Origin of the sequence: Ornithinimicrobium panacihumi (genome assembly GCF_052073805.1) — a bacterium.
In the GTDB taxonomy this organism is placed as follows: domain Bacteria; phylum Actinomycetota; class Actinomycetes; order Actinomycetales; family Dermatophilaceae; genus Ornithinicoccus; species Ornithinicoccus panacihumi.
This window is the reverse complement of sequence record NZ_JBQGWG010000002.1, coordinates 302,118-327,621: the sequence shown is the minus strand read 5'-3', so window position 1 is coordinate 327,621 and position 25,504 is coordinate 302,118. Positions and strand designations below refer to the sequence as shown.

Here is a 25,504-nt window from a genome sequence, read left to right as displayed (position 1 = left end):
GTCCTTTCGTGGGCGGGGATATGCGTGGGGCGCTCAGTGCGCGAAGGCGCCCAGGTGTGCGGACAGGAGGGCAGCGCCGGTCTCCCAGGAGATGTCGTTGGGCGTGACGTCGGCGATGTCACCGAGGCGAAGACAGTCGGAGACCTTGGCGTTCATCTCGTCCGCAGTTGGCGGCAGACCGGGGGAGCCGGGCGGCAGGTCAAGGGACCCCTGGCGGGTGGTGCCGTCGGCGAGGTCCACCTCGACCTCGACAGCACCGTCGAGAAGGCCTTCACCACTGCCCTCGGTAAGAGTCACGTCGGTGATCTCGACAAGCCGCCGTGCCTCGGCGCGACGGACGGCCTCGTCGTCGAACGCCTGGAAGCCGGAGTGTTCGTCGAGCAGGGCGGTTGCGGCGGCGTACTCGAGGCTGAACTTGCCCTCCAGCCCGGTCCGGGGGTCGTGGTGCACCAGTGGGGTGACCGTGCCCCTTGGCGTGGTGAGGCGGACGGCCTTCACGTGGTCGGGGTCGACCGGGCCGCCCATCGTGGTGCGGAGGGCGCCAATGGGCCGCTGAAGCGCGTAGCAGGCGGGGTAGACCTTGATCGCGAGCCCGTCGGGGACGGTGTCGGCGTCTGCCGCGGGGTTAGTCAGCAGCGTGTGGGACGGGTCGCCGTCGACGAGCGGCAGCCAGGCGTCGAGGGCTCGCGCGTCGGCCGAGGCACCGGCCGCAGCCAGCTGCGCCGCCCGGACCCCGGCCGCGGCTGCCATGCCGACCTGGATGCTCTTGGCGTCGGTGCCGAAGGCCCGCTGGACACCGCCGGCGGCGGGCACCGAAAGAGCGATCGCGGTGGTCAGCTGCTCGACGTTCAGCCCGAGCGCCACCCCCGCGACGACGGCGGCTGCGGGAGCTCCTGCCGTGGTGGTGGCGTGCCAGCCGGCCGTGTAGTGCCGCCAGCCGAGGGCCGTGCCGAGGCGGGCCATGACACCCGCCCCGGCGAGGTAGGCGCGGGCGGCCAGGCTCGGGTCGTCACCAGCCATGGCGAGTGCAACCGGGACGCAGACCGTGGAGATGTGCGTGGTCGAGGGCAGGTGGAGGTCGTCGAAGTCGATGACGTGGGCCAGCAGGGCCCACCGGGCCGAGTCGCCCGCGAGCGGCCCGGAGCCGTCGGCCAGAACGTCGGCGACCGGTCGGATCGGATGCGTGCGGGCGGCGAGCGCCACAGCGACGGTGTCGAGCAGGCTGCGATCGGCGAGGGCGAGGTCGTCCTTGGTGGGGTCGAGCGCCAGCGCCCACTCGGCCAGGGCGCGGGCTGAGGTGGAGCCTGTGGTCGTAGGGTTCATGGGGCTTCCTCCTGGACGGACCCGGTGCTGGTCCGGTGATCGGTCGACAGGCCTAGCTCGGCGAGCACGGCCTCGGTGTGCTGGCCCAGGGTGGGGACCGGTCCCATCACGGGTGTGTTCCCCTCCAGCGTCGCCGGCGGGATGAGGGCACGCAGCGGACCGACGGGGGAGTCGTGCTCGGCCCACCGGGCCCGGGCGGCCAGCTGCGGGTGGTCGGCGAACGAGTGCATGTTCCGGAGCAGGGCGTTGGCGATACCGGCCGCTTCCAGCAGGTCCGCCGCCTCCTCTGCGGTGCTGGAGGAGAACGAGGCCTCGATCTCGGCGGTCAGGTCCTTGGTGTTCGTCACCCGTAGGGAGTTGCGGTCGAAGCGCGGGTCCGTCGCCAGGGAAGGGGCCCCGAGCACGCGATCGCAGAAGATGGTCCACTCGCGCTCGTTCTGGATGCCGAGGAACACCTGGTTGCCGTCACCGCACCGGAAAGGACCATAGGGGGCGATGGAGGCGTGCGAGGCCCCCGACCGTGGTGGGGGCGTCCCTCCGTGGACGGCGTAGTTGAGCGGGAAGCCCATCCACTCGCCGAGCGCCTCGAGCATCGAGACCTCCAGCGTGGCGCCCTCACCCGTGCGACCACGCTGGATGAGCGCCGTGAGGACCCCGCTGTAGGCATACATCCCGGCAGCGATGTCGGCCACCGAGATGCCGACCTTGGACGGCTGGTCGGGAGTGCCCGTGATGGAGACTAGGCCGGCCTCGCACTGCACCAGCAGGTCATAGGCCTTCTTCTGGGTATAGGGGCCCCCGGTGCCGTAGCCAGAGATCGAGACGTGGATGAGTCGTGGGTTGACGGCCCGCAGGGCCTCGGCCCCGAGACCGAGCCGTTCCGCGGCACCGGGTGCGAGGTTCTGGACGAACACGTCTGCGCGTGAGGCGAGCGCCAGGACAGCCTCACGCCCAAGGTCGGTCTTCAGGTCGAGAGCCACGGACTCCTTGGAACGGTTGAGCCACACGAAGAAGCTGGACTCACCACGGACCGTCTCGTCGTAGCCGCGGGCGAAGTCGCCGGGACCAGGCCGTTCCACCTTGATGACCCGGGCGCCAAGGTCGGCCAACTGGCGGGTCGCGAACGGTGCGGCGACGGCCTGCTCAAGAGACAGGACGGTGATGTCATCGAGAATGGGCAAGGCGCCTCCTGTGGTCATGTACGGCCATGGTTACGAAAAGCCGTACATTTGTCAATCGTCTCGGTGCGGCTGGGGCTTTGTGTCTGGGAGGTCAAGGCCCCTCGGGGGTGGTGGCGGGTCGTCGGCCCAGGTGTAGCCGGTGCGTGTAGTGCTCCGGCAGAAAGTCGGACACCGCCCACTCCACCGGCCGCCCGGCCGGGTCCAGGTAGAGCCGCTCCGCGTGGAGCAGCGGGTGGCCCGGTGGACAGCCGAGGAGCTCGGCAGTCGCGGGGCCAGCCGCGATGGCGGTCATCGACTGCTCGGCACCAGCGATCTGGACCCCGTGGGACGCGAGCGCGCCGATGACCGTCTCGGTCGTCCGGGCTCCTCGAGTGGTGAAAGTCTCGACGTTCTCAATGAGCGATCCCACCGCTGGTGGAAGGTGAACGGACGTGTAGCAGAACACGGTCCCGTTGTGCCGTCGGAGGAACTGCACACCGTACATGAGGCGGGACTCGAGGCGCAGTTCACCGGCTGCCCGTGCCTCGAAGGCGCCGGCGAGGGGCTCGACGATCTCGAGCTCAGTGTCCTGGGACAGGCTCAAAAGGTCGTCGACGGTCTCGAAGGGACGGCGGTATCGCAGATAGGAGGGCGTGGCGAAGGTCCCACGCCCTGGGACGCGATAGACCAGTCCCTCTCCGACCAGGTCGAGGTAAGCCCTACGCACGGTCTGGCGACTCACGTGGAACTGTCGCTCGAGCTCTGCGTCCGTGGGGAGAGGCTTGCCTTCCTCCCAGCGGTTCTCCCGGATCCCGCGCCGAATTGCCGCGGCGACGCGCTGATACTCAGGTTGCTCCGCGCGACTCTTGCCCATGGTGTCCTCTCCGACCCCGACCGATGCCCCGTCCCGCCGGATGAGCCGACGTCGATCGCGGCCGACAAAATGACCATACATTTCGATGCCTGGCTACGCGCTCCTGGCGGGACCTATATTTCGACAGCATCAGTCGAGCGAGTATTAGTATTGGACGAGCACCAATGGAAGGGGCAGCATGGGCCGTGGCCCGCGTAACGTTCCGTGCCCGGGCGACCTGCGATGAAGGAGTCTCCGTGGCCCGACCCCGTCAGCCGATCCAGTCCGAGATGGGTTGGAGCACCAGTGACCGCATCGTCGTTCGTGGCAAGGACCTGCCCAGCGAGATCCTCGGACACGTCAATCTCGGTGACATGGCCTTTCTCGAGGTCATGAACCGCCTTCCTACCCCCGACGAGTCGGTGGTCTTCAACGCGATTGCGGTGACGCTGGTCGAGCATGGGATGACACCCAGCGCGATCGCTGCGCGGCTGACCTACATGGGGGCGCCCGAGTCCATCCAGGGCGCCATAGCGGCCGGGGTGCTCGGCATCGGCAGCGTGTTCGTCGGCACCACCGAGGGTTCCGCTCTCATGTTGAAGAAGCACGTCGGCGAGGCCCGGACCGAGGAGGAACTGCGGAACGTGGCCCAAGGCGTCGTCGCGGAGTACCGCGCCGGTCGCAAACAGATCTTCGGGATCGGGCATCCCGTCCACAAGCCGGTTGATCCCCGGACCGAGCGACTGTTCGAGATCGCGGGTGCCCACGGGTACCGGGGCCGGTACGTCCGGCTCATGGAGCTGATCGCCGAGGAGGCCGCCAGCCAGTACGGCAAGGTATTGCCGATGAATGCCACCGGCGCCATCGGGGCCCTTCTGTGCGAGTTGGACTTCCCGATCGAGGTCGCGCGCGGTCTGGGGGTGGCCGCCCGAGCCGTTGGCCTGATCGGTCACATCCGGGAGGAGATGGAGAACCCGGTGGCCCGTGAGATCTGGTTCCGGGTCGAGGATGAGGTCGTCGACGCGCACGTGGACGAAACCTTCAACTGATCCGTCGCTCTGCACCGGGGGAGCTGCCCCCGGCGCTCCATCCGCCAGCCGGTACGAGGGAGAAAAGCCCATGCCCAGCACGACAGACCCGGTCCTGGTCGACCGGGACGGTGCCATCCTGACGGTGACGCTCAACCGCCCCAGGCGCAAGAACGCCCTTGACGACCACGGGTGGGAACAGCTCGCCGGTGTCCTGGGCAGCGCCCGGGACGACGAGTCGATCCGGGTCGTCGTCCTGACCGGGGCCGACGGTGATTTCTGCGCCGGTGCAGATGTCGGTGGTTACCGCCGTGAAGTACACCCCTTGACCAGGACGCGCTTCATTTCGGACGTGGCCAGGTCTCTGCACGATCTGCCGCAGCCTCTCATCGCCAAGGTGAGCGGCGTGGCCGTGGGTGCCGGGTGCAACCTGGCTCTGGCGGCCGACCTCGTGGTCGCGACGCCTGATGCGCGGTTCTCGCAGATCTTCGTCCGACGGGGCCTGTCGCCGGACTTCGGCGGCAGCTGGCTCCTGCCGAGGGTGGTCGGGCTGCAGCAGGCGAAACGACTTGCCCTGCTGGGTGAGATCATCGACGCGGATGAGGCGAAGCGCATCGGGATGGTGACCTGGGTGGTCCCTGCCGACGACGTCGACCGGTTCGTCGCCGACACGGCGGCGGCCTTGGCGGCCGGCCCCCCGGTGGCGCTTGCCCTGACCAAGAGGATGCTGGACGCCTCCATGACAGCGACCTTCGAAGAGGCATTGGATACCGAGTCTCGTGCACTGATGGTGAACCTCGCGACGGACGCTCCTGCCGCCCGCAGAGCCTTCGTTGAGCGCACCGAGCCGACCTTCGAGGGCAGGTGGCGGCTGTGACGGCCCGGCTCAGCACAAGGTTCACCGACCAATTCGGAGTGGAACACCCGATCATCCAAGGGGGTATGCAGTGGGTCGGGCGCGCCGAACTGGTCGCTGCCGTCGCTGAGGCGGGGGCGCTGGGGTTCCTCACCGCCCTCACCCAACCGACCCCGGAGGCATTGGCCGCCGAGATTGCCCGGACCCGGGAGATGACCGATCGTACGTTCGGGGTCAACCTGACCATCCTCCCCTCCATCACTCCACCTCCCTACGCCGAGTACAGGGACGTGATCATCGAGTCAGGAATCCGGGTAGTTGAGACGGCGGGTAACATCCCGGCGGAGCACGTCGACGCCTTCCGCCCTGCGGGAGTCAAGGTCATCCACAAGTGCACCAGTGTCCGGCATGCCCTGAAGGCCCAGCAGCTCGGCGTCGATGCTGTCAGCATCGACGGCTTCGAATGTGCCGGTCACCCGGGTGAGGACGACATCCCGGGGCTGGTGCTCATCCCGCGTGCCGTCGACCTCCTGGATGTTCCTGTGATCGCATCGGGAGGCTTTGCCGACGGTCGTGGGCTGGTGGCGGCCCTGGCGCTCGGCGCCAGTGCTATCAATATGGGGACCCGTTTTCTCTGCACGGAGGAAGCACCGGTCCACCAGAACATCAAGGAGCAGATCGTCACGGCGACCGAACTGGACACCCAGCTGATCATGCGCCAGCTCCGCAACACCTCCCGGGTGGCAAGCAACGACGTCAGCCGCCGAGTGGCTGAGCTGCTCAGCGGCGGAGCGGAGTTCGCCGATGTCCGCGACCTCGTGTCCGGCGCCCGCGGGCGGACGGTGTACGAGCAAGGAGACCCGAACCTCGGTGTCTGGTCCGTCGGGCTGTCCCAGGGGATCATCCACGACATCCCGCCGGTCCTTGAACTCGTACGACGGATCGTCGAGGAGGCTGTGGAGTTGGTGGACGTGCGGCTTCGGACGCTCCTCGCCTAGCGACCCGGCTGAGGCGGGCCGCAAGGGCATATGCCGGTTCTCGGCTTTTTAGAGGATGAGCGTGGTGGGGCTCGATGTGAGGACTCGTGGCACTGCGCCAGCATGAAATGTTGTCAAGACGTCCAATTTAGGAGAATCACGAGGTTGTCCAGCCCACGCATGATGCTAGCGGCGTCGATTTCGTTCAACCTGGCCGGTCACCGCGTGCCCTCCGCGGTCCGGGGCCAGGGCGGTCGGAAGGTGCTCCTCGAGACGGCCGCCGGCGAGGACCCTGCTGCCCGGACGGCGGCGTCCCCTCAGCCCGGGTGAGGCCCGACCGGTGCAGATGGTCTGAGGACGTGGAGTGCGGCGGAGAGGGGTGACCGGGCCGCATGCGCGCACCGAAGCGACGAGCGTCAACAAGAATCGGTCAAGCGCGGGTCTCGACCCACTCGGGGCTCTTCGGCCGCCTGGGCCAGGGGGCGGGAGACCCGCTCGGTCTCCCGGGTGACGGTCAGCGAGGCGAGCTCCTGGACCGCGTGCATCGAACCGGGGACGTCGGGGTCGGGCCGGGAGTTCAGGTTGGCCGCCTCCCGGGCGATCTGCCACGGCTTCTCCTTGCCACGCCGCTCGGCCCGCTCGAGGAAGCCGTACTTGGCGAGCATCCGCAGGTGGAAGCTCCCCTCCATTGTGACCGAACGGCCCGCTTCCGGAAGAGGGTGCCGTAACCATGACGACTACCTATGCGGCATCGGCCTACACGCCGACCCCAACGGCGGCGTGAACAACCAGCACCACGTTGAACTTAGAAGAGGTAAATCGGCGAATCAGGCCGAGGCCGGTGCGCCCGCGTCAACGGACGTCTCGTCGTCGGGTGCGTCGGTCGGCGGCTGGGTGAGTACCGCGACGACCACGATCACGGCGCCGAGGGCCAGTCCCACCAGGCTGCTGAAGAGTTCAGGGGCGAACATCGCGGCGCCGGCCCCCAGGCCCCCTACGCGCAGGACGGTGGTGAGACGGCGCTTGACCACGATGAGCTGTCCCTCAAACGCGCAGGCCATCAGGATGACACCAAGCGAGGACATGACGAGTGTGATGACCACGTCCGTCAGCGGCGCCTGGGCCACGAGTGCTGGGTTAAGAGCGAACGCAAACGGAATAATGTATTTCACCATCCCCAGCCGCATGGCGACTAGGCTGGTCTTCATCGGTGACTCTCCGGCAATACCGGCTGCCGCAAAGGAGGCAAGCGCCACAGGGGGAGTGATGTACGAGACGGTGGCCCAGTAGATGACAAATAGGTGCGCGGCCACCGGGTTCACGCCCAGCTGTACCAGGGCGGGCGCCATGACGATGGCTAGGAAGACGTACACGGCGGAGACCGTCATGCCCATGCCCAGGATGAAGGATGTCAGCGCTCCGGCGATGAGGATCAGGAGTACGTTATCCCCGACGAGTTGTACCAGCTCGCGGGCGAGGGACAAAGACACTCCCGACATGGACAGCCCTCCGACGATGAGGCCGACGCCCGCAATGATGCCGATAATTTCGGAGATCGTCTTGCCAGCGGAGACCAGAAGGTCTCTCAAACCGGTGAAAGTCAGTCGGTCCTGCTTGCGGGCGAGCGCGATCAAGAGCAGCAGAGCCGCGATCTGGAACGGGGCCTGAGCCTCACGCCGAACAACGACCAGCAGTACCAATAGGCCGGCGAGGGCCAGCAGGAACGGCCAGCCGGCAGCGACCGTCGGAGCAAACCGAGGGATGTCGGCGGAGGGCAGGCCGCGCAACTTCTTCTTGAGGGAGTAGGCGTCCACCTGGGTGTAGATGCCCAAGTAATAGAGCAGCGCGGGGATCGTCGCCGCGATGGCCACCTCGGCGTAGGGGATACCCAAGAACGAGACCATGAGGAACGCTGCCGTACCCATGATCGGTGGCGTGATCGAACCGCCCGAGGACGCCGTCGCTTCGATACCGGCCGCGTACTTGCCATCGAACCCACTGCGCTTCATGGCAGGAATGGTCATGGGCCCCGTGGTGAGAACGTTCGAGACCGCGCTTCCGCTCATCATGCCCATGGAAGCGGAGCTGACAACGGACACCTTGGCTGCGCCACCACGTGCACGTCCTAGGAGCGACATGGCCAGGTCGTAGAAGAACGTGGCCCCACCAGTCTGCTGAAGCACGACTCCGAAGAAGAGAAAGCCGATCAGGATAGCAGCCGCAGTCTGCAGCGGGAGGCCGAGGATGCTGTCGACACCCATCGCGTGCACCTGGGCGGTGGTGGTCACGTCGGACTGCAGACCGCGAAGAAAGTCGATGGGGACGCTAGCGGCGAACATCGGGTACACGGAGAAGATGAAGGCGATGATGGTTACCGCGAGACCGGCCGACCGTCGCAACGCTTCGAGCACAAGCCCCCACAGGATAAAACTGGCGATCTGAGCCGTGGTCGGGGCGACATAGTCCCATCCCTGAGTCACGATGTTTTCGGTGTTCACCGCCAGATAGAGGTTCACAGTGATGGAGACGACGAAGAGGACGATGTCGTACCAGGGCAGTCGGCGCTTGTCGAGCAGCCGTGCCGGCAGTACGACGAAGACCAGGGACAGGAACACCGCAAGCACGTAGTAGAGGAACTGCTGCTTGAGCATCCCTGCACCCAGAAGGTTCAGGAAGAAGACCTGGTTGATTGTCAGCAACAGACCTAGAAGGGTGAAGACGACCACGATCGTCGTCCAGAAGGCGTTGAGTCGTGCGTTCATAACGTGTTCCTGTCCGGGTGATGGGCTCGGCGGTGGTGGGCGACCGGGGCCGGTTCGCCCACCACCGACGGGATTACTCGGCGAGGTTGGCGTCCTTCCACTCCGCCCACTCGGCCGCGATGTTCTCCGGGTCGGCCTCGGCGATGAAGTCCTCCCAGCCCTCACGCATGGCTTCCCCACGTTCGATCAGGGCCTGGTTGCGCTCCTCCGCCTCATCGGTCCAAAGACCCTCCTCTTCCAGAAGTTGCACCGTCCCGTCGTGGAAGGGAACCTGCGTGGGCACGGTCTGTGCCTGGTCCGGGGCCCAACCGGGGGAGGTGGCGGTAGCGTCCGCGTAGGAATCGTGGTTGTTGACGATCTGGGACACCAGGTAGTTCACAGTCTCAGGGTCCTTGTCCGCGTAGGTCACGATCGGAATGGCGTACATCAGACCCTTGGCCTCTTCGCCGTCCTCCTGACCCGGCGCGTCGGTGAAGGCACCGATCTGCGTCGAGGGAGCGATCTCCTCGACGGCGTCGATCTTTGCCTGGTCCTCGTCGTCCATGCTGAGCCAGCGCACCGGGGTCGAGCTCTCCAGCTCGAAGAGCGAAGCGCCGTAGACCTGCTGGAAGAGGACGTCGATCTGCCCGTTCTTCAGGGCGTCCGGCTGGTCGCTATACCCGACCTCCACCACCTCGACATCGTCCCACGTCAAACCCCCGTAGGCGAGGAACGCCGTGAGCTTGTTGTTGACCGAGGGATTGGCGGTGATCTGGGGGAACTTCTTACCGCGCAAATCCTCGAAGGTCTGGATGTCCGACCCATCCTTGACCAGGAGTCCGTGCGGAGCGAGGGGAGCCCAGACGACACGCATGTCCTGTGGGCCCCAGTCCTCGGTGGCGAAGTCGTACTCGGCCTCGAAGGCGAAGATATACTCGTCGCCAGTGCGGGCGAAGTCCGCCTGCCCCTCCCGCAGCGGTGACAACCGTCCGATTGCCGTGTCGGAGGTGATGATGCGAATGGCGGTCCCAGAAGCGTTGGTGATCGCTTCGGAGACAGCAGCCAGGTCGACGTAGGTGGCCGTTCCCGTGCCATACGTCGCCATCACCAACTGGCTGGGCTGGTCGCCGCTGGCGCCGCCCGTATCGGCGCTGCTGCCACCGTTGTCACCGCAGGCGGTGAGCGCCAGCGCCGAGGCTGCTGCCAGCGCAATCAGTGTCTTGTTCATTGTGAACTCCTTCGTTCTGGTGCTCTGCTGACTCGGGCGGCCAACCATGTTGGGCCACGGACGGCCCGTGGCCGAACTACCCGTATGGGTGTCCGTCAACTGTGACGGAACAATTGACACAGTTCCAATACCTATTTGCGAGATACTTATGCGCGATGCGCATCATGGCTGATGATCGACCGTGGACGCGCCCCAGGCGTCTGGACCTGCGACGGCTGCGGCCAGCAGGGCTAGGCCGGCCAGGACCACGGTTCCTGCGTGGACGAAGAGGACGTTGCCACCGGGGTAGGCGATGCTGACCCACGCGTAGCCGACGGCCAGCCCCGAGAAGCGCACCATGTTGTGAATTCCCAGGGCTGCCCCGTACTCGGCAGCGGGGGAGCGCAACACGCCCATGGCCGCGGTGCTCTGGGTCGCTGCCACCCCCGATCCGATGATTGCCAGGCCCAGGATGATCCCCACGATGCCGATCTCGGTGAGCGTGTCCAGGCTGAACAGTGCCAGCACGACCGGCCCGACCATGAGCACGCTCAGCCCGACCAGCATGACTCGGCGGGCCGTGAAGCGGTCCGCGAGGCGGGACGTGACGGGGGCGAAAGTGAACATGGCTGCAGCCATGGCGAAGGCGATCAGGCCGATACGCCCCGGTTCCATCCCGAGGGTTCCACCCAGGTAGAGCGGAACGGTGACCGCAGAGATGCCCATCGCAGCCATGCTTGTCCCTGCGGTCAGGGTGGTCTGGAGGAACAGGGGCTCGATCAGCAGGTGTGGGGGCACGAGAGCCCGTGGGTTGTTGCGCGACACGATCAGGAACGCGGCTACCAGGATCAGGCCGGCTCCGACAAGCCCCAGCTCGAGGCCGAACGAGACCCGTTGACCGAGCAGCGTGGCGGCGGTGACCAGTAAACCGACACCGGCGACGAGCAGCGTCATGCCGGTGGCGTGCATCCTGACCGGGACAGCCCGGGGCGCCGGCACGTTGCGGGCGGCGAGGAAGAGGGCGATGAGAGTGAGTGTCCCCTGGACGACGAAGACGGCCCGCCACCCGGCGACAGCCGTGATGCCGCCCCCCAGGGGTGGCCCCAGTGCCTGCCCGAGCCCGATGGCTGAGGCCCATGCTGCAAGGGCCTGGGGGCGGCGGTCCTGCCAGAAGGCGTTGAAAGTCTGCTGGATCGCGGGTGGAATGGCCGAACAAGCCAGCCCTTGGACAGCCCGCATCAGCACGAGCCAGGTAAGGCTGTCGGCCGCCGCCGCGCCGTACTGGCCGATCACCATGACCACCAACGAGGCGACTAGGTAACGCTTGGCGCCGTACCTCTGTGACAGCCATCCGGCGAGCGGGGCGAAGAGCACCATGACGACCGTGAACGTGCTCACCGCGAGGACAATCTCGCGGTCCGACACCTCGAGGTCCGCGGCGATCCGGTTGATCGGGGCATTGATGATCGTGCTGGTCAGTGTCGCCAGCGACGACGTGCCCAGCAGCGTGAAGTACGCCACCCTGCCCGGGGGCTGCGTCGATTCCTGGTGGTGTCGCACCTCAGCGGGTCCCCCTCCGGGTGCGGCTCACCGAAGGTAGAGGCGGACGGTGTCGATCTCCTCCCTGAGCAGACGGACCTCCTCGACGGTGGGTCGTGGTGTCTCGACCACATCGGGGCGCACGACCAGGTCCCAGCCGGTCGCCTCCTTGACCTGGTCCACGCTGACCCCCGGGTGCACACTGCACAGCTCGAGCTCACCAAATTTCTCGGCGCGGCGCAGAACGCCCAACGGGGTGATCAGCGTGGCCAGACCGAACCCTGGCGGAACAGCCCCCCGGCCGGTCTCCCGGACCCGGACAGGGCTGGGGGAGGTGCAGAAATCGAGCTGTTCCGGGAGGGCCCCCGGGTCGTGGCGACGGATGACGACGACCACCTCTCCGGCATTGGGCATGATCTCCGCGGCTCCGCCCGCGCCCGGAAGCCTCACCTTGGGCCGGTGCCAGTCACCGATGAACGTCGTGTTCAAAGACCCGTACCGGTCCACCTGGGCGGCTCCGAGAAACCCGACGTCGACGTTCCCTCCCTGGAGGACGTAGCCGAAGAGGGCCTGCATGCTCAGGACCGCCTCGGCGCCGGATACCAGGACCCCGTCGGCGATGCCCTCCGCAAGCCCCTCGGGATGCGCGCCGCAGACGCCCGACTCGTAGATGAGCTCGACGTCCGGGTTGACGGTCCGCTTGGCCAGGTCCACGGCCAGGGTGGGCAGGCCGACGCCGGCAAACACCCGACGTCGGTCGCGCAGCTCCCTGCTCGCCACGGCTGCGAGGAACTCAGTGCTCCGGGGCTCCACGTCGGACAAGGGCAGATGTTGGACCTGGTTCACGGCAGCCGCCTTCCGTAGTTGACCTCGCCCGAGGGTCGTTCGCCCACACGCACCCGCTCGCGGTGCTGGGGTCCCAGCTTGTCCAGATATGCCTGGTGGTCGGGCACGTCCAGGACCCACTCCTTGATCCATGCCTGCAGCTGGTCCTTGTCCTTGCTGATGGCCGTCCATTCTCGGTAGAAGGCGTTGTCCCGGTCGTAGTAGCCCTGCGCGTAGGAGGGGTGTGCCCCGTACGGGAGATGCACGATCGCATCCACAGCATGCTTGGGGATGAGGGTGCGATTGGGGTCGGACCGGATGACATCTGGCTCGACGATCTCCTCGACCACGACGATGGCGTGCTCGGCCGCGTAGACAGCCTCCTGCTGGGCGCCGGTGATGCCCCAGATCTGGACGTTCCCCATGCGGTCTGCACGCTGGGCGTGGACGATGGCGAGGTCGGGCTTGAGGGCCGGTACGACGTAGACAGGAGGCCCGCCGTAGGGGTCGTCGACCATCCGGATGCGGGGATTCAGCTCGGGCAGGTCGCTTCCGGCGTAGGACAGCAGCGGGAGGAACGGCAGCCCGGAGGCCCCTGCCTGGTAGCGCAGGAGCATCCCGTAGTGGCTGTACTCCTCGATTTCCAGGGGGGCGGGATCGTGGTTCTCCACGCGCCGGCGGATCTCGTGCAGACCGCCGGCCGACCCGCTGGCGAAGAATGATGCGACCAGCTTGCTCACGCATCCGGCGGCGATGAGCTGGTCCGAGCTGATGTCCGGGGTCATGCGGCACAGGGTCAGGTCCTTCCGCCCCTGACGGATGATCTCGTGGCCCGCAGCGAAGGGGATCAGGTGGGAGAAGCCCTCGAGCGCGACCACCATCCCGTCCCGCACGTACTCCTGGACCGCTTCGCGCAGTCCGATCACCTTGTCCATGCTGTCCTCTCATCGTCCCTCTGTGCCTGCACTATGGCTCCCTGGGAAGATCGATGTCCAAGACCAATCCGGCGGTGATCATGAACGATGGAGTATTAATGGGTTATGGAGATTCAGCATCTGCGCGCCTTCATCGCCGTCGCCGAGGAACTGCACTTCGGTCGGGCGGCGGCCCGTCTGCACATGGCGCAGCCGCCGCTGAGTCGGGCCATCAAGCAGCTCGAGAGGGAGTTGGGCGCTCAGCTGTTCGAGCGAACCACGCGCAGCGTCAGAATGACTGCAGCCGGCGAGGCCCTGGTCCGGCCTGCGCAGCAGGTGCTGGAAGACCTCAACGTGGCGCGCTCGATCGTGGCCTCGGCAGGATCGGGGGTCAGTGGCCGGGTGAGGGTGGGATTCGCGGGTGCGTCCTCCCACCGGCCCGTTGCCCGTCTGGCCCGGGAGGTTCGCCACCAGTATCCGGGGATAGACCTCGTGTTCAGCAGCCTCACGTTCGCCGGGGAAGGCGTGCGTCAACTGATGGATGGTCAGCTGGACGTGGCTATCGTCCGGTGGGACCAGACGCCGCCGGGGCTTCGGTTCCGGCCCGTGCTGAAGGAGCGCAGGCTTGTCGCGGTGCCCCTCGACCACGAACTGGCGGGACAGGACTCGGTCACCATGGCCGACCTCAAGGACGAGGCCTGGGTGACGTTGTCCTCCGACCCGCCCCCCTACCTGTACAACATGCTGATGCGGATGGCCCTCGATGCGGGGTACACGCCCCGCATTGCCCAGCACGCCCCCGACTCGTGGACGACTATGGCGTTGGTGTCCGCCGGGGTGGGGATCGCGCTGACGTTCGACTCCGTACTGGGGAGCATCGCCGCCCCGGAGGTCCACCTGCTCACTATCGCTGGGGAGGACGACTCGGTGTGGGCCTACCTGGCGTGGCGGCAGGACAACAGCAACCCCGCGCTGCTGCGGGTCCTCGAGGTGTCCCGCGACGCTCTTCCCACGCCGGCGAGCGAAGACTAGTACTCGGAGAGTATTGATCTTTACGGACTTCGTTCTTGATCTTTAATGATCGCGTCGCGAGGGTAGACCTCATGACAAGCGTGAGCGACGACGACTTCGCCGAGATCCTCAAGATGACCCGCCAGTTTGTGCGAGAGGCCGTGGTCCCGCGCGAGCTGGAGATCATGAACACCAACGCCATCCCGGAGGACCTGCGTGCGCAGGTGGCCGAGATGGGACTGTTCGGTTACGCGATCCCGGAGGAGTGGGGAGGCCTCGGTCTCAACCTTGCCCAGGACGCCGAGCTGGCGATGGAGCTGGGGTACACCACGCTGGCCCTCCGGTCGATGTTCGGCACCAACAACGGCATCGCCGGCCAGGTGCTCGTGCACTACGGAACCGACGAGCAGAAGGCGCAGTGGCTTCCGCGGATCGCCTCGGGCGAGGTGGTCGCTTCTTTCGCCCTGACAGAGCCGGGGGCCGGCTCCAACCCGGCTGGGCTGCGCACGCGCGCCGAGCGCGACGGGGACGAGTGGGTGATTAACGGTGACAAGCGCTTCATCACCAACGCGCCGGTCGCGGGTCTCTTTATCGTCTTCGCCCGGACCCGACCGGCGGACGATCGAGGCCAGGGCATTGCGGTCTTCCTCGTGCCTGCCGACACGCCGGGACTGACCGTCGGACCCAAGGACGCCAAGATGGGTCAGGAGGGGGCGTGGACGGCGGACGTCAACTTCGCCGACGTTCGCGTACCCCACAGCGCCCTGGTCTCCGGGGACGAGGACACGGGATACAAGGCGGCCATGATGATCCTGGCGCGGGGGCGGGTGCACATCGCGGCCCTCTCCGTGGGACAGGCGCAGAGAGCGCTCGACGAGTCCGTCGCCTATGCCGCCAGCAGCACCCAGGGTGGTCGGCCGATCGGTGACTTCCAATTGGTCCAGGCGATGCTGGCTGACCAGCAGACCGATGTGATGGCGGGCCGTGCGCTCGTGCGTGAGGCCGCCCGGCTGTGGGTGACCGAGGAGGACCGGCGCATCGCACCCTCGGCCGCCAAGCTGTTCTGCACCGAGATGGTCGGACGGGTGGCCGACCTGGCCGTCCAGGTGCATGGCGGGACCGGATACATGCGGGAGGTGCCGGTCGAACGCATCTACCGTGACGTCCGCCTCCTTCGCCTCTATGAGGGCACGAGCGAGATTCAACGGCTGATCGTCGGCGGTGGATTGGTCAAGGCCGCCAAGCGGAGCCAGGCGTGAGCACTGCCACCGACCTCCAGGAGGATCTGCCGCTCCACGGGATCACCGTCGTCACGATGGAGAACGCGGTTGCCGCCCCTCTGGCGACCCGTCACCTGGCAGACCTCGGAGCCCGCGTTATCAAAGTGGAGCGGATCGGCGAGGGGGACTTCGCCCGAGCCTACGATTCCGCGGTCGAGGGCCTTGCCGCCCACTTCGTCTGGCTCAACCGGGGCAAGGAGTCCATGGCGGTCGATCTGAAGAGCCCGGAGGGGCTCGCCGTTGTAAAGGACCTGCTGGGGCGGGCGGACGTCTTCGTCCAGAACGCGGCCCCTGGTGTCGTCGAACGGTTGGGGCTGGGCAGTGAGACGCTGCGTGAGCAGAACCCCCGACTGGTCTGCGTCAACGTGACCGGCTACGGGACAGAGGGGCCCCGGCGCGACCGGAAAGCCTACGACATGCTGGTCCAGGCGGAGGCGGGCCTCATCTCGATCACCGGCACGCCGCAGACGCCGACCAAGACCGGCATCCCGACAGCGGACATCGCCGCCGGGATGTACGCCTGCACATCGGTGGTCAGCGCCCTGTTCCGTCGCGAGCGCACCGGACGCGGCGCCACGGTCGACGTCTCGATGTTCGACGCCACCGTCGAGTGGATGGGTTACCCCATGTACATGCAGATGTATGCCGGCACCGAAGTTCCCCGCATGGGCCTGAGCCACGCCTCCATCGCCCCCTACGACTCCTTCCCCACGAAAGACGGGCAGATCCTGATCGGGGTGCAGAACGACCGGGGGTGGCGCACGTTCGTCACCGAGGTACTCGACCGGCCGGACTTGGCCGAGCATCCTCTGTTCGTCACGAATAGGCTGCGGGTCGAGAACCGCGCCGCCTGCGACGAGGCCGTGACGCGGGAGACCCTCCGCTGGACCACCCAGGAGCTGGACGAGCGACTTGCCCGGGCCGGTGTCCCTGCTGCCCAGCTCAACGACACCGCGGCGGTGATTCAGCACCCGCAGCTCGGGGAACGGGACCGCTGGCGAGAGATCGGCAGCCCGGTCGGGCCGCTCCGGGCAGTGCTGCCCCCGATGAACTTTAGGGACGTCGAGCTGCCCATGGGTGCCATCCCCTCACTCGGCCAACACACCGATCAGATCCTGGCGGAACTGGGCCGCGGATCTGACGACATCTCTCAGCTGCGCCGCGACGAGGTGGTGCAGTGAACAACAGGAAGGACAACACCATGGGTCTGCTCGAGGGAAAAGTTGGCGTCGTCACGGGAGGTGCGCAGGGGATCGGACTGGAGATCGCCCGAGCGTTCGTCGCCGACGGCGCGCGCGTCGTGCTCGCTGACATCAACGCCGAGGCGGGTGCTCGGGCCGTTGAAGAACTGGGTGGTCAGGACGTCGCCCGGTTCGTCGGCTGCGATGTCCGCGACCTAGGCCAGGTCGAGGCGATGCTGGACGCTGCGGAGGAGGCCTTCGGGCCAGTCGACGTCATGGTGAACAACGCAGGCATGACGCGTGACTCCACGATGCGCAAGATGTCCGAGCAGGACTTCGACGACGTGATCGCGGTGCACCTCAGGGGCGCCTGGAACGGCACTCGTGCGGCAGCCGACCGGATGCGTGACCGGGAGATGGGCTCGATCATCAACATCTCCTCGATCTCCGGGAAGGTGGGCATGCTGGGCCAGACCAACTACTCCGCGGCGAAGGCCGGGATCGTGGGTCTGACGAAGGCGGCCTGCAAGGAGCTGGGGTTCAAGAACGTGCGGGTGAACGCCGTTCAGCCCGGCTACATCAGGACGGCGATGACCGAGGCAATGCCCGAGCACGTCAAGGAGCAGAAGCGCAGCGAGATCCCGATGGGTCGCCCGGGAGAGGCCTCCGAGGTAGCGAGTGTGGTGGTGTTCCTGGCCTCGGACATGGCCAGTTACATGTCTGGAACCGTGCTGGAGGTGGCCGGTGGCCGACACATCTGAGACGCACCCCCGGGTCTACAGGTCCATCGAGGAGCTTGAGCAGGCGGTGGGATCCACGCTCGGACGTAGCGGCTGGTACGTCGTGGATCAGGAGAGGGTCGACGCCTTCGCCGACGCCACCGGTGATCACCAGTGGATCCACGTCGACCCCCACCGTGCTGCCGCCAGTCCCTTCGGGGGCACGATCGCCCATGGGTACCTCACGTTGTCGATGCTCCCCATGCTGGCCGCCGAGATCTACCGTGTCGAGGGGGTGGGCACGGCCCTGAACTACGGCCTGGACAAAGTCCGCTTCCCAGCGCCGCTGCCCGTTGGCGCACGCATCCGTGCCACCGCCGAGCTGGTCTCCGCCACACCGGTGAGTCAGGACGGTATGCAGTTCGTGGTCCGGTTCACCGTCGAGGCGGAGGGGTACGAGCGCCCTGTGTGCGTCGCCGACACCATCAGGCGATTGATCCCCTGATGTCCCAGGAAGAGCAGCTGCCACCACCCTCGAACTTCTCGGCCATGCTTGGTATCGAGACAGTGGCCGTCGCACCTGACCGTGCCGAATACCGGATGTCGGTCACCGAGAACATGGCGAACAGGAACGGTGTGCTGCATGGCGGGGCGCTGATGTCGCTAGTCGACCATGCTGCCGGAACCCTGGCTTTCGTCTGTTGCGACGAGGACACGACGAACGTGACCGTCGAGGCAAAGACCAACTTCTTCCGGGCTGCCCGGGTCGGTGACGTCGTCAGGGCCGTGGCCCAGCCGTTGCACAGAGGGCGCAGCACCCTGGTGATCCAGGTGATGACGACACGGGAGGACGGCAAGGCCGTGTCGTCCACGACGCAGACCCAGCTCCTCATGCAGTGGCGGCACTAGAGCGTGTCTTGAAGAAGAGATCCCCGCCAGCGAGGACCATCCAAACCAATGAGATTGAGGACGTGAGACGTGAACATCGTCGTCTGTGTGAAGTATGTGCCGGATGCCCAGGGTGACCGGGGTTTCGAGGAGGACCGCACGACCGACCGGGAGTCGGTGGACGGGCTGCTCTCGGAGCTGGACGAGTATGCGGTGGAGGAGGCGCTGAAGATCGTCGAGGCGGGCGAGGGTGAGGTCACGGTGCTGACCATGGGCCCGGACGACGCCGTGGCGGCGGTGAAGAAGAGCCTGCAGATGGGTGCGCACCGGGGTGTGCACGTGCTGGACGAGGCGTTGGCCGGGTCGGACTCGGTGGCGACGTCGCTGGTGCTGGCCGAGGCGGTCCGCAAGCTGGGGCAGGAGTCGCCGGTGGACCTGGTGCTGACCGGGCTGGCGTCCACGGACGGGGTGATGTCGGTGGTGCCGGCGATGCTGGCCGAGCGGCTGGGTCTGCCGCAGGTGACCTTCGCCTCGGAGCTGACCGTGGAGGGGTCGACGGTGCGGATCCGTCGGGACGACGAGACCGCGTCGATGACGGTGGAGGCCTCGCTGCCGGCGGTGGTGAGCGTGACCGACCAGATCAACGAGCCGCGCTACCCCTCGTTCAAGGGGATCATGGCGGCGAAGAAGAAGCCGGTGGACACCTGGTCGCTGGCCGACCTGGGCGTGGACGCCGCGCAGGTGGGGCTGGACGCGGCCTGGACGAAGGTCGTGGAGGCGACCGAGCGTCCGCCGCGCTCGGCCGGCGAGGTCGTGACCGACGAGGGCGAGGGCGGCAAGGCCCTGGCCGACTTCCTGGCCTCGCGCAAGTTCGTCTGAGCCGGTCGACCCGAGATTTGATGAAGGAGCACATCTGATGGCTGAAGTTCTCGTCCTGGTCGACCACGTCGACGGGCAGGTCCGCAAGTCCACCGCCGAGGCGCTGACCGCCGCGGCCCGCCTGGGTGAGCCGGCCGCGGTGATGGTCGGGGGTGATGCGCAGGCGGCGGCGCAGGCGCTGGGCCGGTTCGGCGCCACCAAGGTGTATGCCGCGGGCGACCCGGCGCTGACCGAGCACCTCGTGGCGCCGGTGGCCGAGCTGCTGGCCGACCTGGTGGGCAAGGTGTCGCCGGCGGCGGTGATCCTGCCCTCGTCCAACGACGGCAAGGAGATCGCGGCCCGGCTGGCGATCAAGACCTCCTCGGGGGTCATCACCGACGCGGTCGACGTCCAGCCCGGTGAGGGTGGTGGCGTGCTGACCACCCAGTCGGTGTTCGCCGGGTCCTGGACGGTGACCTCGACGGTCACCTCCGGCACGCCGGTGGTCACGCTGAAGCCGAACTCGGTCCCGGCGCAGGAGGCCCCGGCCTCCCCGGTCGTGGAGGAGGTCTCGGTGTCGTTGTCGGAGGCGGCCACCGCGGTGCGGATCACCGAGCGCGCGCAGAAGGCGGCCTCGGGCCGTCCGTCGCTGACCGAGGCCGCGATCGTGGTCTCCGGCGGGCGTGGCACGGGCGGCGACTTCGGCCCGGTGGAGGAGTTCGCCGACTCCCTGGGCGCGGCCGTGGGCGCCTCGCGGGCGGCGGTCGACGCGGGCTGGTACCCGCACGCCTCCCAGGTCGGGCAGACCGGGGTGTCGGTCTCCCCGCAGCTGTACGTGGCCGCGGGCATCTCCGGGGCGATCCAGCACCGGGCGGGCATGCAGACGTCCAAGACGATCGTGGCGGTCAACAAGGACCCCGAGGCCCCGATCTTCGAGCTGGTCGACTACGGCGTGGTCGGCGACCTGTTCAAGGTCCTGCCCCAGGCCACCCAGGAGGTCCAGACCCGCAAGGGCTGAGCAACCCCCGACGCAAGGCCCCGACCGCGACCCCGCGGCCGGGGCCTTGCGTCGTCCGGCCTCGGATTAACCAGTCCGGTCGGGGTCACCGTCTGCGCCGGTATCTGACGGCTTCAGCAGCACGTCGCGGGCCTGTTGGGCCTTCAAGTTGTCGTGATGGCGCTGGGCCAGGAGGAAGGCCACATCGGCCTTCTTGACCAGCCTGTAGAGCCCTATGCAAAACGCCAGGACGCCCGCCAGCTCCATCAGCGCGGCCAGAACGAACCATCCGGTGCCGTCGCTGTCGGAATACATTGTCGAGGTCAGCATCGTGCTGAAGCCGACTACGAAGGGAATCGCCGCCCCCATCACGAGACCAAGACCCCAGCCCACAAGCCCGGCTGCGGGGGCGGATGACGCCCAAGATGCACCTCCGGGGCAGGGTTCCCCACCTTGGTGTCGTGCGCCATGGATTTGCCGTCGGTCCCCACGGGTACCTGCTGCATGCAGGCGGGACAGTTCTTCGGTTTCGTAGCGGTCGCCGTGGTCAAGTCTTCTCCTCGGATTGCAGCCAGGCCCGTGATGCGGGCGCCGCGCCATGACACCACACGTCGCCCGCCCGCTCCACCCCAACAGTGCCCCCTGACGCCTAGCGAAGCTCCATCTGTTACCCGGAGGTGGGGAATCGCATTTTGTTCCGTCGAAACTTCCTGGCCACTTCGTCGTCAAGCTGCACGCCGAGGACGTCAGTAAGTCGAAGAAGGTAGATGGCGATGTCGGCCAACTCGTCTCGGACTGCGTCTGCACTCTCACCGGACATCACCTGCAGCGACTCCTCAGGCGTCAGCCCCGATCGTTCACCGGGTGGCGGTGTGATCGGCGTGTAGAAGCACCGAAGTGCTCCCTGATCAGGGAAGACTTGGACTTGTCTAAGGTCCCAGGTCCGCCCAGCAGGAAGCACTCGGTAAGTGAAGCGTACGTTGTGGTCGTCGGGGTTGTCCGTCTCTGCTGATGGTGTCGGCGTGGTGGCCCACGCGGGCAGTGTGGGGCTGCGCCTGCTGGCCGAGCGCACCGGGCTGACCGGGGAGCTGTCCGGGGCGATGGCCCGCCGGTCGTTCGTCCCGGTCCACGACCGCGGCCAGGTGCTGAGCGACGTGGCGGTGATGCTCGCCGACGGCGGGGAGGCGATCGCCGACATCGACGTGCTGCGCCACCAGGACGGCGTGCTCGGGCCGGTCGCCTCACCACCCACGGTGTGGCGCACTCTTGGCGAGGTCACACCGGCCCGGGCCAGGAAGATCGGGGCCGCCGGGCCCGGGTCCGGCGCCACGTGTGGTCGCTGATCCCCGGTGGGGTGCCGGCCAGCAAGGTCGCCGGGACCGACCTCGGTGCCACGGTCGTGCTCGATGTCGATGCCACGATCGTGCTCGCGCACAGTGAGAAGGAACAGGCGGCGCCGACCTTCAAGCGGACCTTCGGGTTCCACCCCCTGGGCGTGTGGTGCGACAACACGAGTGAGTTTCTGGCTGCGAAGCTGCGCACCGGTCGGGCCGGGTCGAACACCGCCGCCGACCACATCGAGGTCCTGGCTGCGGCGATCGCCCAGGTCCCCGGCACCCACCGCAAGGACCTGCTGGTCCGCTCCGACGGGGCCGGGGCCTCGCACGACCTGCTGGACTGGCTCACCGGCCAGGGCAAGGTCCGCGGCCGCCGGGTGGAGTACTCCGTCGGGTTCGCGCTCACCGAGCAGGTCCGCGACGCGATCGTCCTGGTCCCCAAGCAGACCTGGACCCCGGCGGTGGGCGCCGACGGTGGTGTGCGCGAAGGCGGGCACGTCGCCGAGCTGACCGGCCTCATCGACGCGGACCTGCTCGCGACGTGGCCCGAGGGGATGCGGGTCATCGTGCGCCGTGAGCGGCCCCACCCCGGTGCGCAGCTGTCCCTGTTCGAGGAGGCAGACGGGTGGCGTTACCAGGCGTTCGTCACCAACACTGCCGTCGGGCAGCTGGCCCTCCTCGAGGCCCGCCACCGCGCCCATGCCCGCGTGGAGGACCGCATCCGGCACGCGAAGGATTCCGGCCTGGGACGCTTTCCCTCACGAGAGTTCGGCATCAACCAGACCTGGCTGCTGCTCACCGGCATCGCCGCCGACCTCATCGCCTGGACCCGTCTGCTGGCCCTGACCGGTGAGGCCACGACCCTGGCCGCGTGCGAGCCCAAGGCGCTGCGCTACCGGTTCCTGCACGTCCCCGCCCGGCTCACCCACGCCGCCCGTCGCCGACGGCTGCGGATCCCGAAGTCCTGGCCCTGGGCGGCAGCGATCGTCGCGGTCTTCGCGAACATCGCCGCCATCCCCCGACACCCCTGACCACCCCGTCCGCTCACGACCAGGAACCCGGAGAACCGCAGCCCGGCAGCGCCAGCCGGCGCTACCCCACGCCCACGCGCCAAATCGCAAACACGACGACCATCACGCTCGCGCCGAGCCAACCAGCCCGACCTCATGAAAGACCGGGGTCAGCCATTGAAAGATCTCCAGCAACTCGGAGGCCTCGACGGACAGCGCCATGGCGAGGTTCTTCGGTGTGTGGAACTGCAACCAGTCCCGTTCCTCGGCGAAAGTGCGCAGCTGCTCCTGTCAGTGCTCGACGTTCATCGCCCCAGCCAATCAGCGCAGTCCTCGTTGTGCTTGGTCAGGGCTTCGCGGGCCGGCTGCTCGTCCAGCGTCGACGGCACCGTGAGGACCGTGCCGTCGAGGGCCTCATACTCGGTGCCCTGCAGCGCGGGGGAGACACGCACTTTCAGGCTGTCCGCCTCGACGGTCAGGTGGAAGAGGTCGAAGAGGGTATGGAGGTCGGCGCGCAGGAGCAGACCGTTCCAGACCGCGTTGGTGTGCTCGCCCTTGTGCGGCCAGATGTGCGCCGCCTCCAGCACCGACTCGACTGCCGTCCCGGTGATCGCACACCGTCCGCTGTAGGCACGCAGGAGTGCGCCGCGGAACTGGGGCTGTCCGAGCCGGAGCGCCACCATCTGGACTCGGCGGACACGAAAATCCTCGTCCATGGAGTCGAAGATCCGTTCCCGTTGTGCGTCACTCAGGGACTGCTGGGGACTCGGGTCACCGCCCAGGTAGGCGTCCAGGACATCCTGCTGCTCCGGCTTGAGCTTCCGGACGAACGTGGGGTTCTTGGGCAACCCGGTTGCTGCGGCGACGTCGTGCCAGCGCGGCTGCTCGGCCGCCTCGCCGGCGAGGACCTCGAGGGGGAAGCGCTGAACATACGGCCTGTCCTCGGCCCCGGGCCAGTCGTCCCACGGCCCCGGAGCAACCTGATCGACATCAACCTGGTAGGCATCCCGGAGCACCCGCACCTTGCCGAGCAGCGAGGCCCCGCTCTGCCAGTAGTAGACGACGTCCCCGGCCCTGATCCCGCGCGGCGTGATCAGGTCCCAGAGGCCGTGCTCCTTCGCGTACTCCCAGTGCTGGGGGTAGTCCTTGCTGATCGTCAGCAGCCATGCCGCCATGGCAGGCGCCTTCCGTGCTCATCACGGGGGAGGCGTGTCCGGCAGCGGAAGCCTGTCGATCCGTCGGTGTGTGGTTGTGGTCAAGGGCGGCAAGCCGCCCGCTACCTCCGCATCAAGCTCCGGAGGAAGTCCCTGGTCTGCGGGTCGGTGGAGTAGATCCAGGCGCTGCGCACGCCCCGCGTCAGAAGCACCTTGTAGACGTTGCGCACCAGGCGGTCGAAGTCGCGGTCCGGCACCTTCGTGCGGTTGCGAAGCACCGGGTCGCGGTTGCCCTCGCGCACCGCACGCCACGCCCCGTCACGCCACACCAGGTCGGGCCCGATGATGATCCCCGCGTGGTCGTACTCGAAGCCCTGCGCCGTGTAGATGCAGCCCACCTGCCCGAAGCCCGCAGGATCCGTCGCCCACAGCGCGGCCGCCGGCGCCCCGACGACCGAGCGGTCACCCTTGAGGTTCCACGGCCGCGACCAGTCGCCAATCCGCACGTCCTGCACGAGCGTCCCGTCCGATTCGGGATCCGACCACGGCCAGCAGTAGCCGGCCGCCATGCGTGCCGAGTAGCCGTCCTCCTGCCGCAGCGCCAGCACGTGTTCCAGCTCGTCGGGGGAGTCCACGACACCCACCTCGAACGCGGGGTCACCACCCCACCGGATCGGCCCGCCGGGCGCCAGCCCGAGCAGCCGCTCGACCCACTCGACATACAGCGCCGAGCCTCCGCACCTGAACTGGTCGTCGAGATCGATCTCGTGCACGTCCATGCCCAGCGACTCGGCATACTCGGTGATTGCCTGGACCGTCCCCATCTCGCCGGGCCGCACGACCTGGTTCTGGTCGAGCAGGAAGACCAGCACCCGCGCGGCGCTGAGCAGCTCGTCGAGCTGCGGCCGGCCGGTGCGGTGCTCCTTGCGGGTGTAGCGCGACTCCGACGTCTCCCGGGTGCGGTGCGCCTCGTCGAGGATGAGGCCCTCGAGCTCGTTCGGCTCGGCCGCCATGAAGCTGTTGAAGTAGCTGACATCTTGCGCACCCGCGGCGCCCGCGCCGCAGCCACCTTGCGCAGGGTCTTGGTGAACGACTGCGAGCCGGTCGCGTGCATGACCGCCCGCCCCTGCCGGGACAGCTCACCCATCACCGACAGGGAGATCACGCTCTTGCCGCTCCCGGGCCCGCCGCTGACGACGATCGCCGTCTTGGTGCTGCCCCGCCGCGCCTTCTCGACCGCGTGCAGCACCAGCTCGTAGGCGTCGCGCTGCTCGTCGAGCAGGACGAACTGCTCACGCCGCTGCACCTCGTCCGCCGCCAGGGCCAGCAGCTGCTTGGAGGGGGCGATGCGACTGCTTAGCAGCCTGTCCGCATACCCCGCGCCCGGCACCCCGGGTGCGAAACGACTCCTGAGGAAGTCGACGAATGCACCCCGGTCCTGCCCGCTGAACATCCGCGCCGGCCGCGCCGGGTCGGGGGAGGTCATGTCTCTCAGGTCCGCGATGCCCAGGTTGGTCGCGTTGTGCAGGTATGCCGTGCCGGCGAGCTCGTGCTCGTCCTCGGCCAGCGTGACGACGAAGTCGGTGAGGTAGTCGCAGTAGCCGCGCACCTGCTCCAGCGGGTGCAGCACCGGGTGGTTGCCGTAG

The 25,504-nt window shown here is 67.6% G+C and carries 22 protein-coding genes and 2 pseudogenes; 12 read left to right on the top strand and 12 right to left on the bottom strand.

Annotated elements, in window-relative coordinates; genetic code table 11:
• Window positions 1–33: 33 nt before the first annotated feature.
• The 3 genes from ACTMMA_RS03640 to ACTMMA_RS03630 form a co-directional block, all read right to left on the bottom strand.
• Window positions 34–1,323 (bottom strand): MmgE/PrpD family protein, encoded by a 1,290-nt coding sequence (locus tag ACTMMA_RS03640; protein ID WP_441188731.1) that lies wholly within the window; start codon window positions 1,321–1,323, stop codon window positions 34–36.
• Entirely contained in the window at window positions 1,320–2,504 is a 1,185-nt protein-coding gene (locus ACTMMA_RS03635) for a CaiB/BaiF CoA transferase family protein (RefSeq protein ID WP_441188730.1), read from the bottom strand. Before ACTMMA_RS03635 ends, ACTMMA_RS03640 begins: the two co-directional genes overlap by 4 nt.
• Before the next feature lie 91 nt (window positions 2,505–2,595).
• Window positions 2,596–3,357 (bottom strand): GntR family transcriptional regulator, encoded by a 762-nt coding sequence (locus ACTMMA_RS03630; RefSeq protein WP_441188729.1) that lies wholly within the window; start codon window positions 3,355–3,357, stop codon window positions 2,596–2,598.
• Between the two features lie 236 nt (window positions 3,358–3,593).
• Between ACTMMA_RS03630 and ACTMMA_RS03625 the strand changes: the two genes are divergently transcribed.
• The 3 genes from ACTMMA_RS03625 to ACTMMA_RS03615 all read left to right on the top strand — a co-directional run bounded on the left by ACTMMA_RS03625 (window position 3,594) and on the right by ACTMMA_RS03615 (window position 6,218).
• A complete protein-coding gene (locus tag ACTMMA_RS03625) occupies window positions 3,594–4,385 on the top strand; it encodes a citryl-CoA lyase (protein ID WP_441188728.1) in 792 nt (263 codons plus the stop codon).
• Window positions 4,386–4,455: 70 nt separating this feature from the next.
• Window positions 4,456–5,241, top strand: coding sequence for an enoyl-CoA hydratase/isomerase family protein (locus ACTMMA_RS03620; protein ID WP_441188727.1), 786 nt, complete (start codon window positions 4,456–4,458; stop codon window positions 5,239–5,241).
• Complete coding sequence (locus ACTMMA_RS03615; RefSeq protein ID WP_441188726.1) at window positions 5,229–6,218, top strand: NAD(P)H-dependent flavin oxidoreductase; 990 nt, start codon at window positions 5,229–5,231, stop codon at window positions 6,216–6,218. Before ACTMMA_RS03620 ends, ACTMMA_RS03615 begins: the two co-directional genes overlap by 13 nt.
• Before the next feature lie 395 nt (window positions 6,219–6,613).
• Here the strand turns inward: ACTMMA_RS03615 and ACTMMA_RS03610 are convergent, their stop codons facing one another.
• The 6 genes from ACTMMA_RS03610 to ACTMMA_RS03585 all read right to left on the bottom strand — a co-directional run bounded on the left by ACTMMA_RS03610 (window position 6,614) and on the right by ACTMMA_RS03585 (window position 13,444).
• The gene (locus tag ACTMMA_RS03610; RefSeq protein ID WP_441188725.1) at window positions 6,614–6,886 is read right to left on the bottom strand and encodes a hypothetical protein; all 273 of its coding nucleotides are present in this window, start codon (window positions 6,884–6,886) and stop codon (window positions 6,614–6,616) included.
• A 138-nt stretch (window positions 6,887–7,024) separates the two neighbouring features.
• The gene (locus tag ACTMMA_RS03605; RefSeq protein ID WP_441188724.1) at window positions 7,025–8,959 is read right to left on the bottom strand and encodes a TRAP transporter permease; all 1,935 of its coding nucleotides are present in this window, start codon (window positions 8,957–8,959) and stop codon (window positions 7,025–7,027) included.
• 73 nt (window positions 8,960–9,032) lie between these two features.
• Window positions 9,033–10,214, bottom strand: coding sequence for a TAXI family TRAP transporter solute-binding subunit (locus ACTMMA_RS03600; RefSeq protein ID WP_441188723.1), 1,182 nt, complete (start codon window positions 10,212–10,214; stop codon window positions 9,033–9,035).
• Window positions 10,215–10,328: 114 nt separating this feature from the next.
• Window positions 10,329–11,666, bottom strand: a complete 1,338-nt coding sequence (locus ACTMMA_RS03595; RefSeq protein ID WP_441188722.1) for an MFS transporter — start codon at window positions 11,664–11,666, stop codon at window positions 10,329–10,331.
• 66 nt (window positions 11,667–11,732) lie between these two features.
• On the bottom strand, window positions 11,733–12,530 hold the full coding sequence (locus tag ACTMMA_RS03590) for a CoA-transferase subunit beta (RefSeq protein WP_441188721.1): 798 nt from the start codon (window positions 12,528–12,530) through the stop codon (window positions 11,733–11,735).
• Window positions 12,527–13,444, bottom strand: coding sequence for a CoA transferase subunit A (locus ACTMMA_RS03585; RefSeq protein ID WP_441188720.1), 918 nt, complete (start codon window positions 13,442–13,444; stop codon window positions 12,527–12,529). The genes ACTMMA_RS03590 and ACTMMA_RS03585 overlap by 4 nt, the downstream gene beginning before the upstream one ends.
• 105 nt (window positions 13,445–13,549) lie before the next feature.
• Here ACTMMA_RS03585 and ACTMMA_RS03580 point away from each other — a divergent pair, with 105 nt between their 5' ends.
• The 8 genes from ACTMMA_RS03580 to ACTMMA_RS03545 all read left to right on the top strand — a co-directional run bounded on the left by ACTMMA_RS03580 (window position 13,550) and on the right by ACTMMA_RS03545 (window position 20,378).
• A complete protein-coding gene (locus ACTMMA_RS03580; protein ID WP_441188719.1) occupies window positions 13,550–14,455 on the top strand; it encodes a LysR family transcriptional regulator in 906 nt (301 codons plus the stop codon).
• 71 nt (window positions 14,456–14,526) lie between these two features.
• The gene (locus ACTMMA_RS03575) at window positions 14,527–15,693 is read left to right on the top strand and encodes an acyl-CoA dehydrogenase family protein (protein WP_441188718.1); all 1,167 of its coding nucleotides are present in this window, start codon (window positions 14,527–14,529) and stop codon (window positions 15,691–15,693) included.
• Window positions 15,690–16,895, top strand: a complete 1,206-nt coding sequence (locus ACTMMA_RS03570; RefSeq protein WP_441188717.1) for a CaiB/BaiF CoA transferase family protein — start codon at window positions 15,690–15,692, stop codon at window positions 16,893–16,895. The genes ACTMMA_RS03575 and ACTMMA_RS03570 overlap by 4 nt, the downstream gene beginning before the upstream one ends.
• A gap of 20 nt (window positions 16,896–16,915) precedes the next feature.
• A complete protein-coding gene (fabG, locus tag ACTMMA_RS03565; protein WP_441188716.1) occupies window positions 16,916–17,656 on the top strand; it encodes a 3-oxoacyl-ACP reductase FabG in 741 nt (246 codons plus the stop codon).
• Window positions 17,640–18,119 (top strand): MaoC family dehydratase, encoded by a 480-nt coding sequence (locus ACTMMA_RS03560; RefSeq protein ID WP_441188715.1) that lies wholly within the window; start codon window positions 17,640–17,642, stop codon window positions 18,117–18,119. Before fabG ends, ACTMMA_RS03560 begins: the two co-directional genes overlap by 17 nt.
• Complete coding sequence (locus ACTMMA_RS03555; protein ID WP_441188714.1) at window positions 18,119–18,523, top strand: PaaI family thioesterase; 405 nt, start codon at window positions 18,119–18,121, stop codon at window positions 18,521–18,523. The genes ACTMMA_RS03560 and ACTMMA_RS03555 overlap by 1 nt, the downstream gene beginning before the upstream one ends.
• A gap of 69 nt (window positions 18,524–18,592) precedes the next feature.
• Window positions 18,593–19,381, top strand: coding sequence for an electron transfer flavoprotein subunit beta/FixA family protein (locus ACTMMA_RS03550; RefSeq protein ID WP_441188713.1), 789 nt, complete (start codon window positions 18,593–18,595; stop codon window positions 19,379–19,381).
• A gap of 37 nt (window positions 19,382–19,418) precedes the next feature.
• On the top strand, window positions 19,419–20,378 hold the full coding sequence (locus tag ACTMMA_RS03545) for an electron transfer flavoprotein subunit alpha/FixB family protein (protein ID WP_441188712.1): 960 nt from the start codon (window positions 19,419–19,421) through the stop codon (window positions 20,376–20,378).
• Between the two features lie 66 nt (window positions 20,379–20,444).
• Here ACTMMA_RS03545 and ACTMMA_RS03540 read toward each other — a convergent pair whose 3' ends face one another.
• A complete protein-coding gene (locus ACTMMA_RS03540; RefSeq protein ID WP_441188711.1) occupies window positions 20,445–20,726 on the bottom strand; it encodes a hypothetical protein in 282 nt (93 codons plus the stop codon).
• A gap of 599 nt (window positions 20,727–21,325) precedes the next feature.
• Between ACTMMA_RS03540 and ACTMMA_RS03530 the strand changes: the two are divergent.
• Window positions 21,326–22,725: pseudogene (locus tag ACTMMA_RS03530) on the top strand (IS1380 family transposase).
• Window positions 22,726–23,009: 284 nt separating this feature from the next.
• On the opposite strand, the gene ACTMMA_RS03525 reads toward ACTMMA_RS03530, so the two are convergent.
• Window positions 23,010–23,879: an HNH endonuclease gene (locus ACTMMA_RS03525; RefSeq protein ID WP_441188709.1), complete on the bottom strand. Its 870-nt coding sequence runs from the start codon at window positions 23,877–23,879 to the stop codon at window positions 23,010–23,012.
• A 101-nt stretch (window positions 23,880–23,980) separates the two neighbouring features.
• Window positions 23,981–25,005, bottom strand: a pseudogene (locus tag ACTMMA_RS03520) (DNA/RNA helicase domain-containing protein).
• Between the last annotated feature and the right edge of the window lie 499 nt (window positions 25,006–25,504).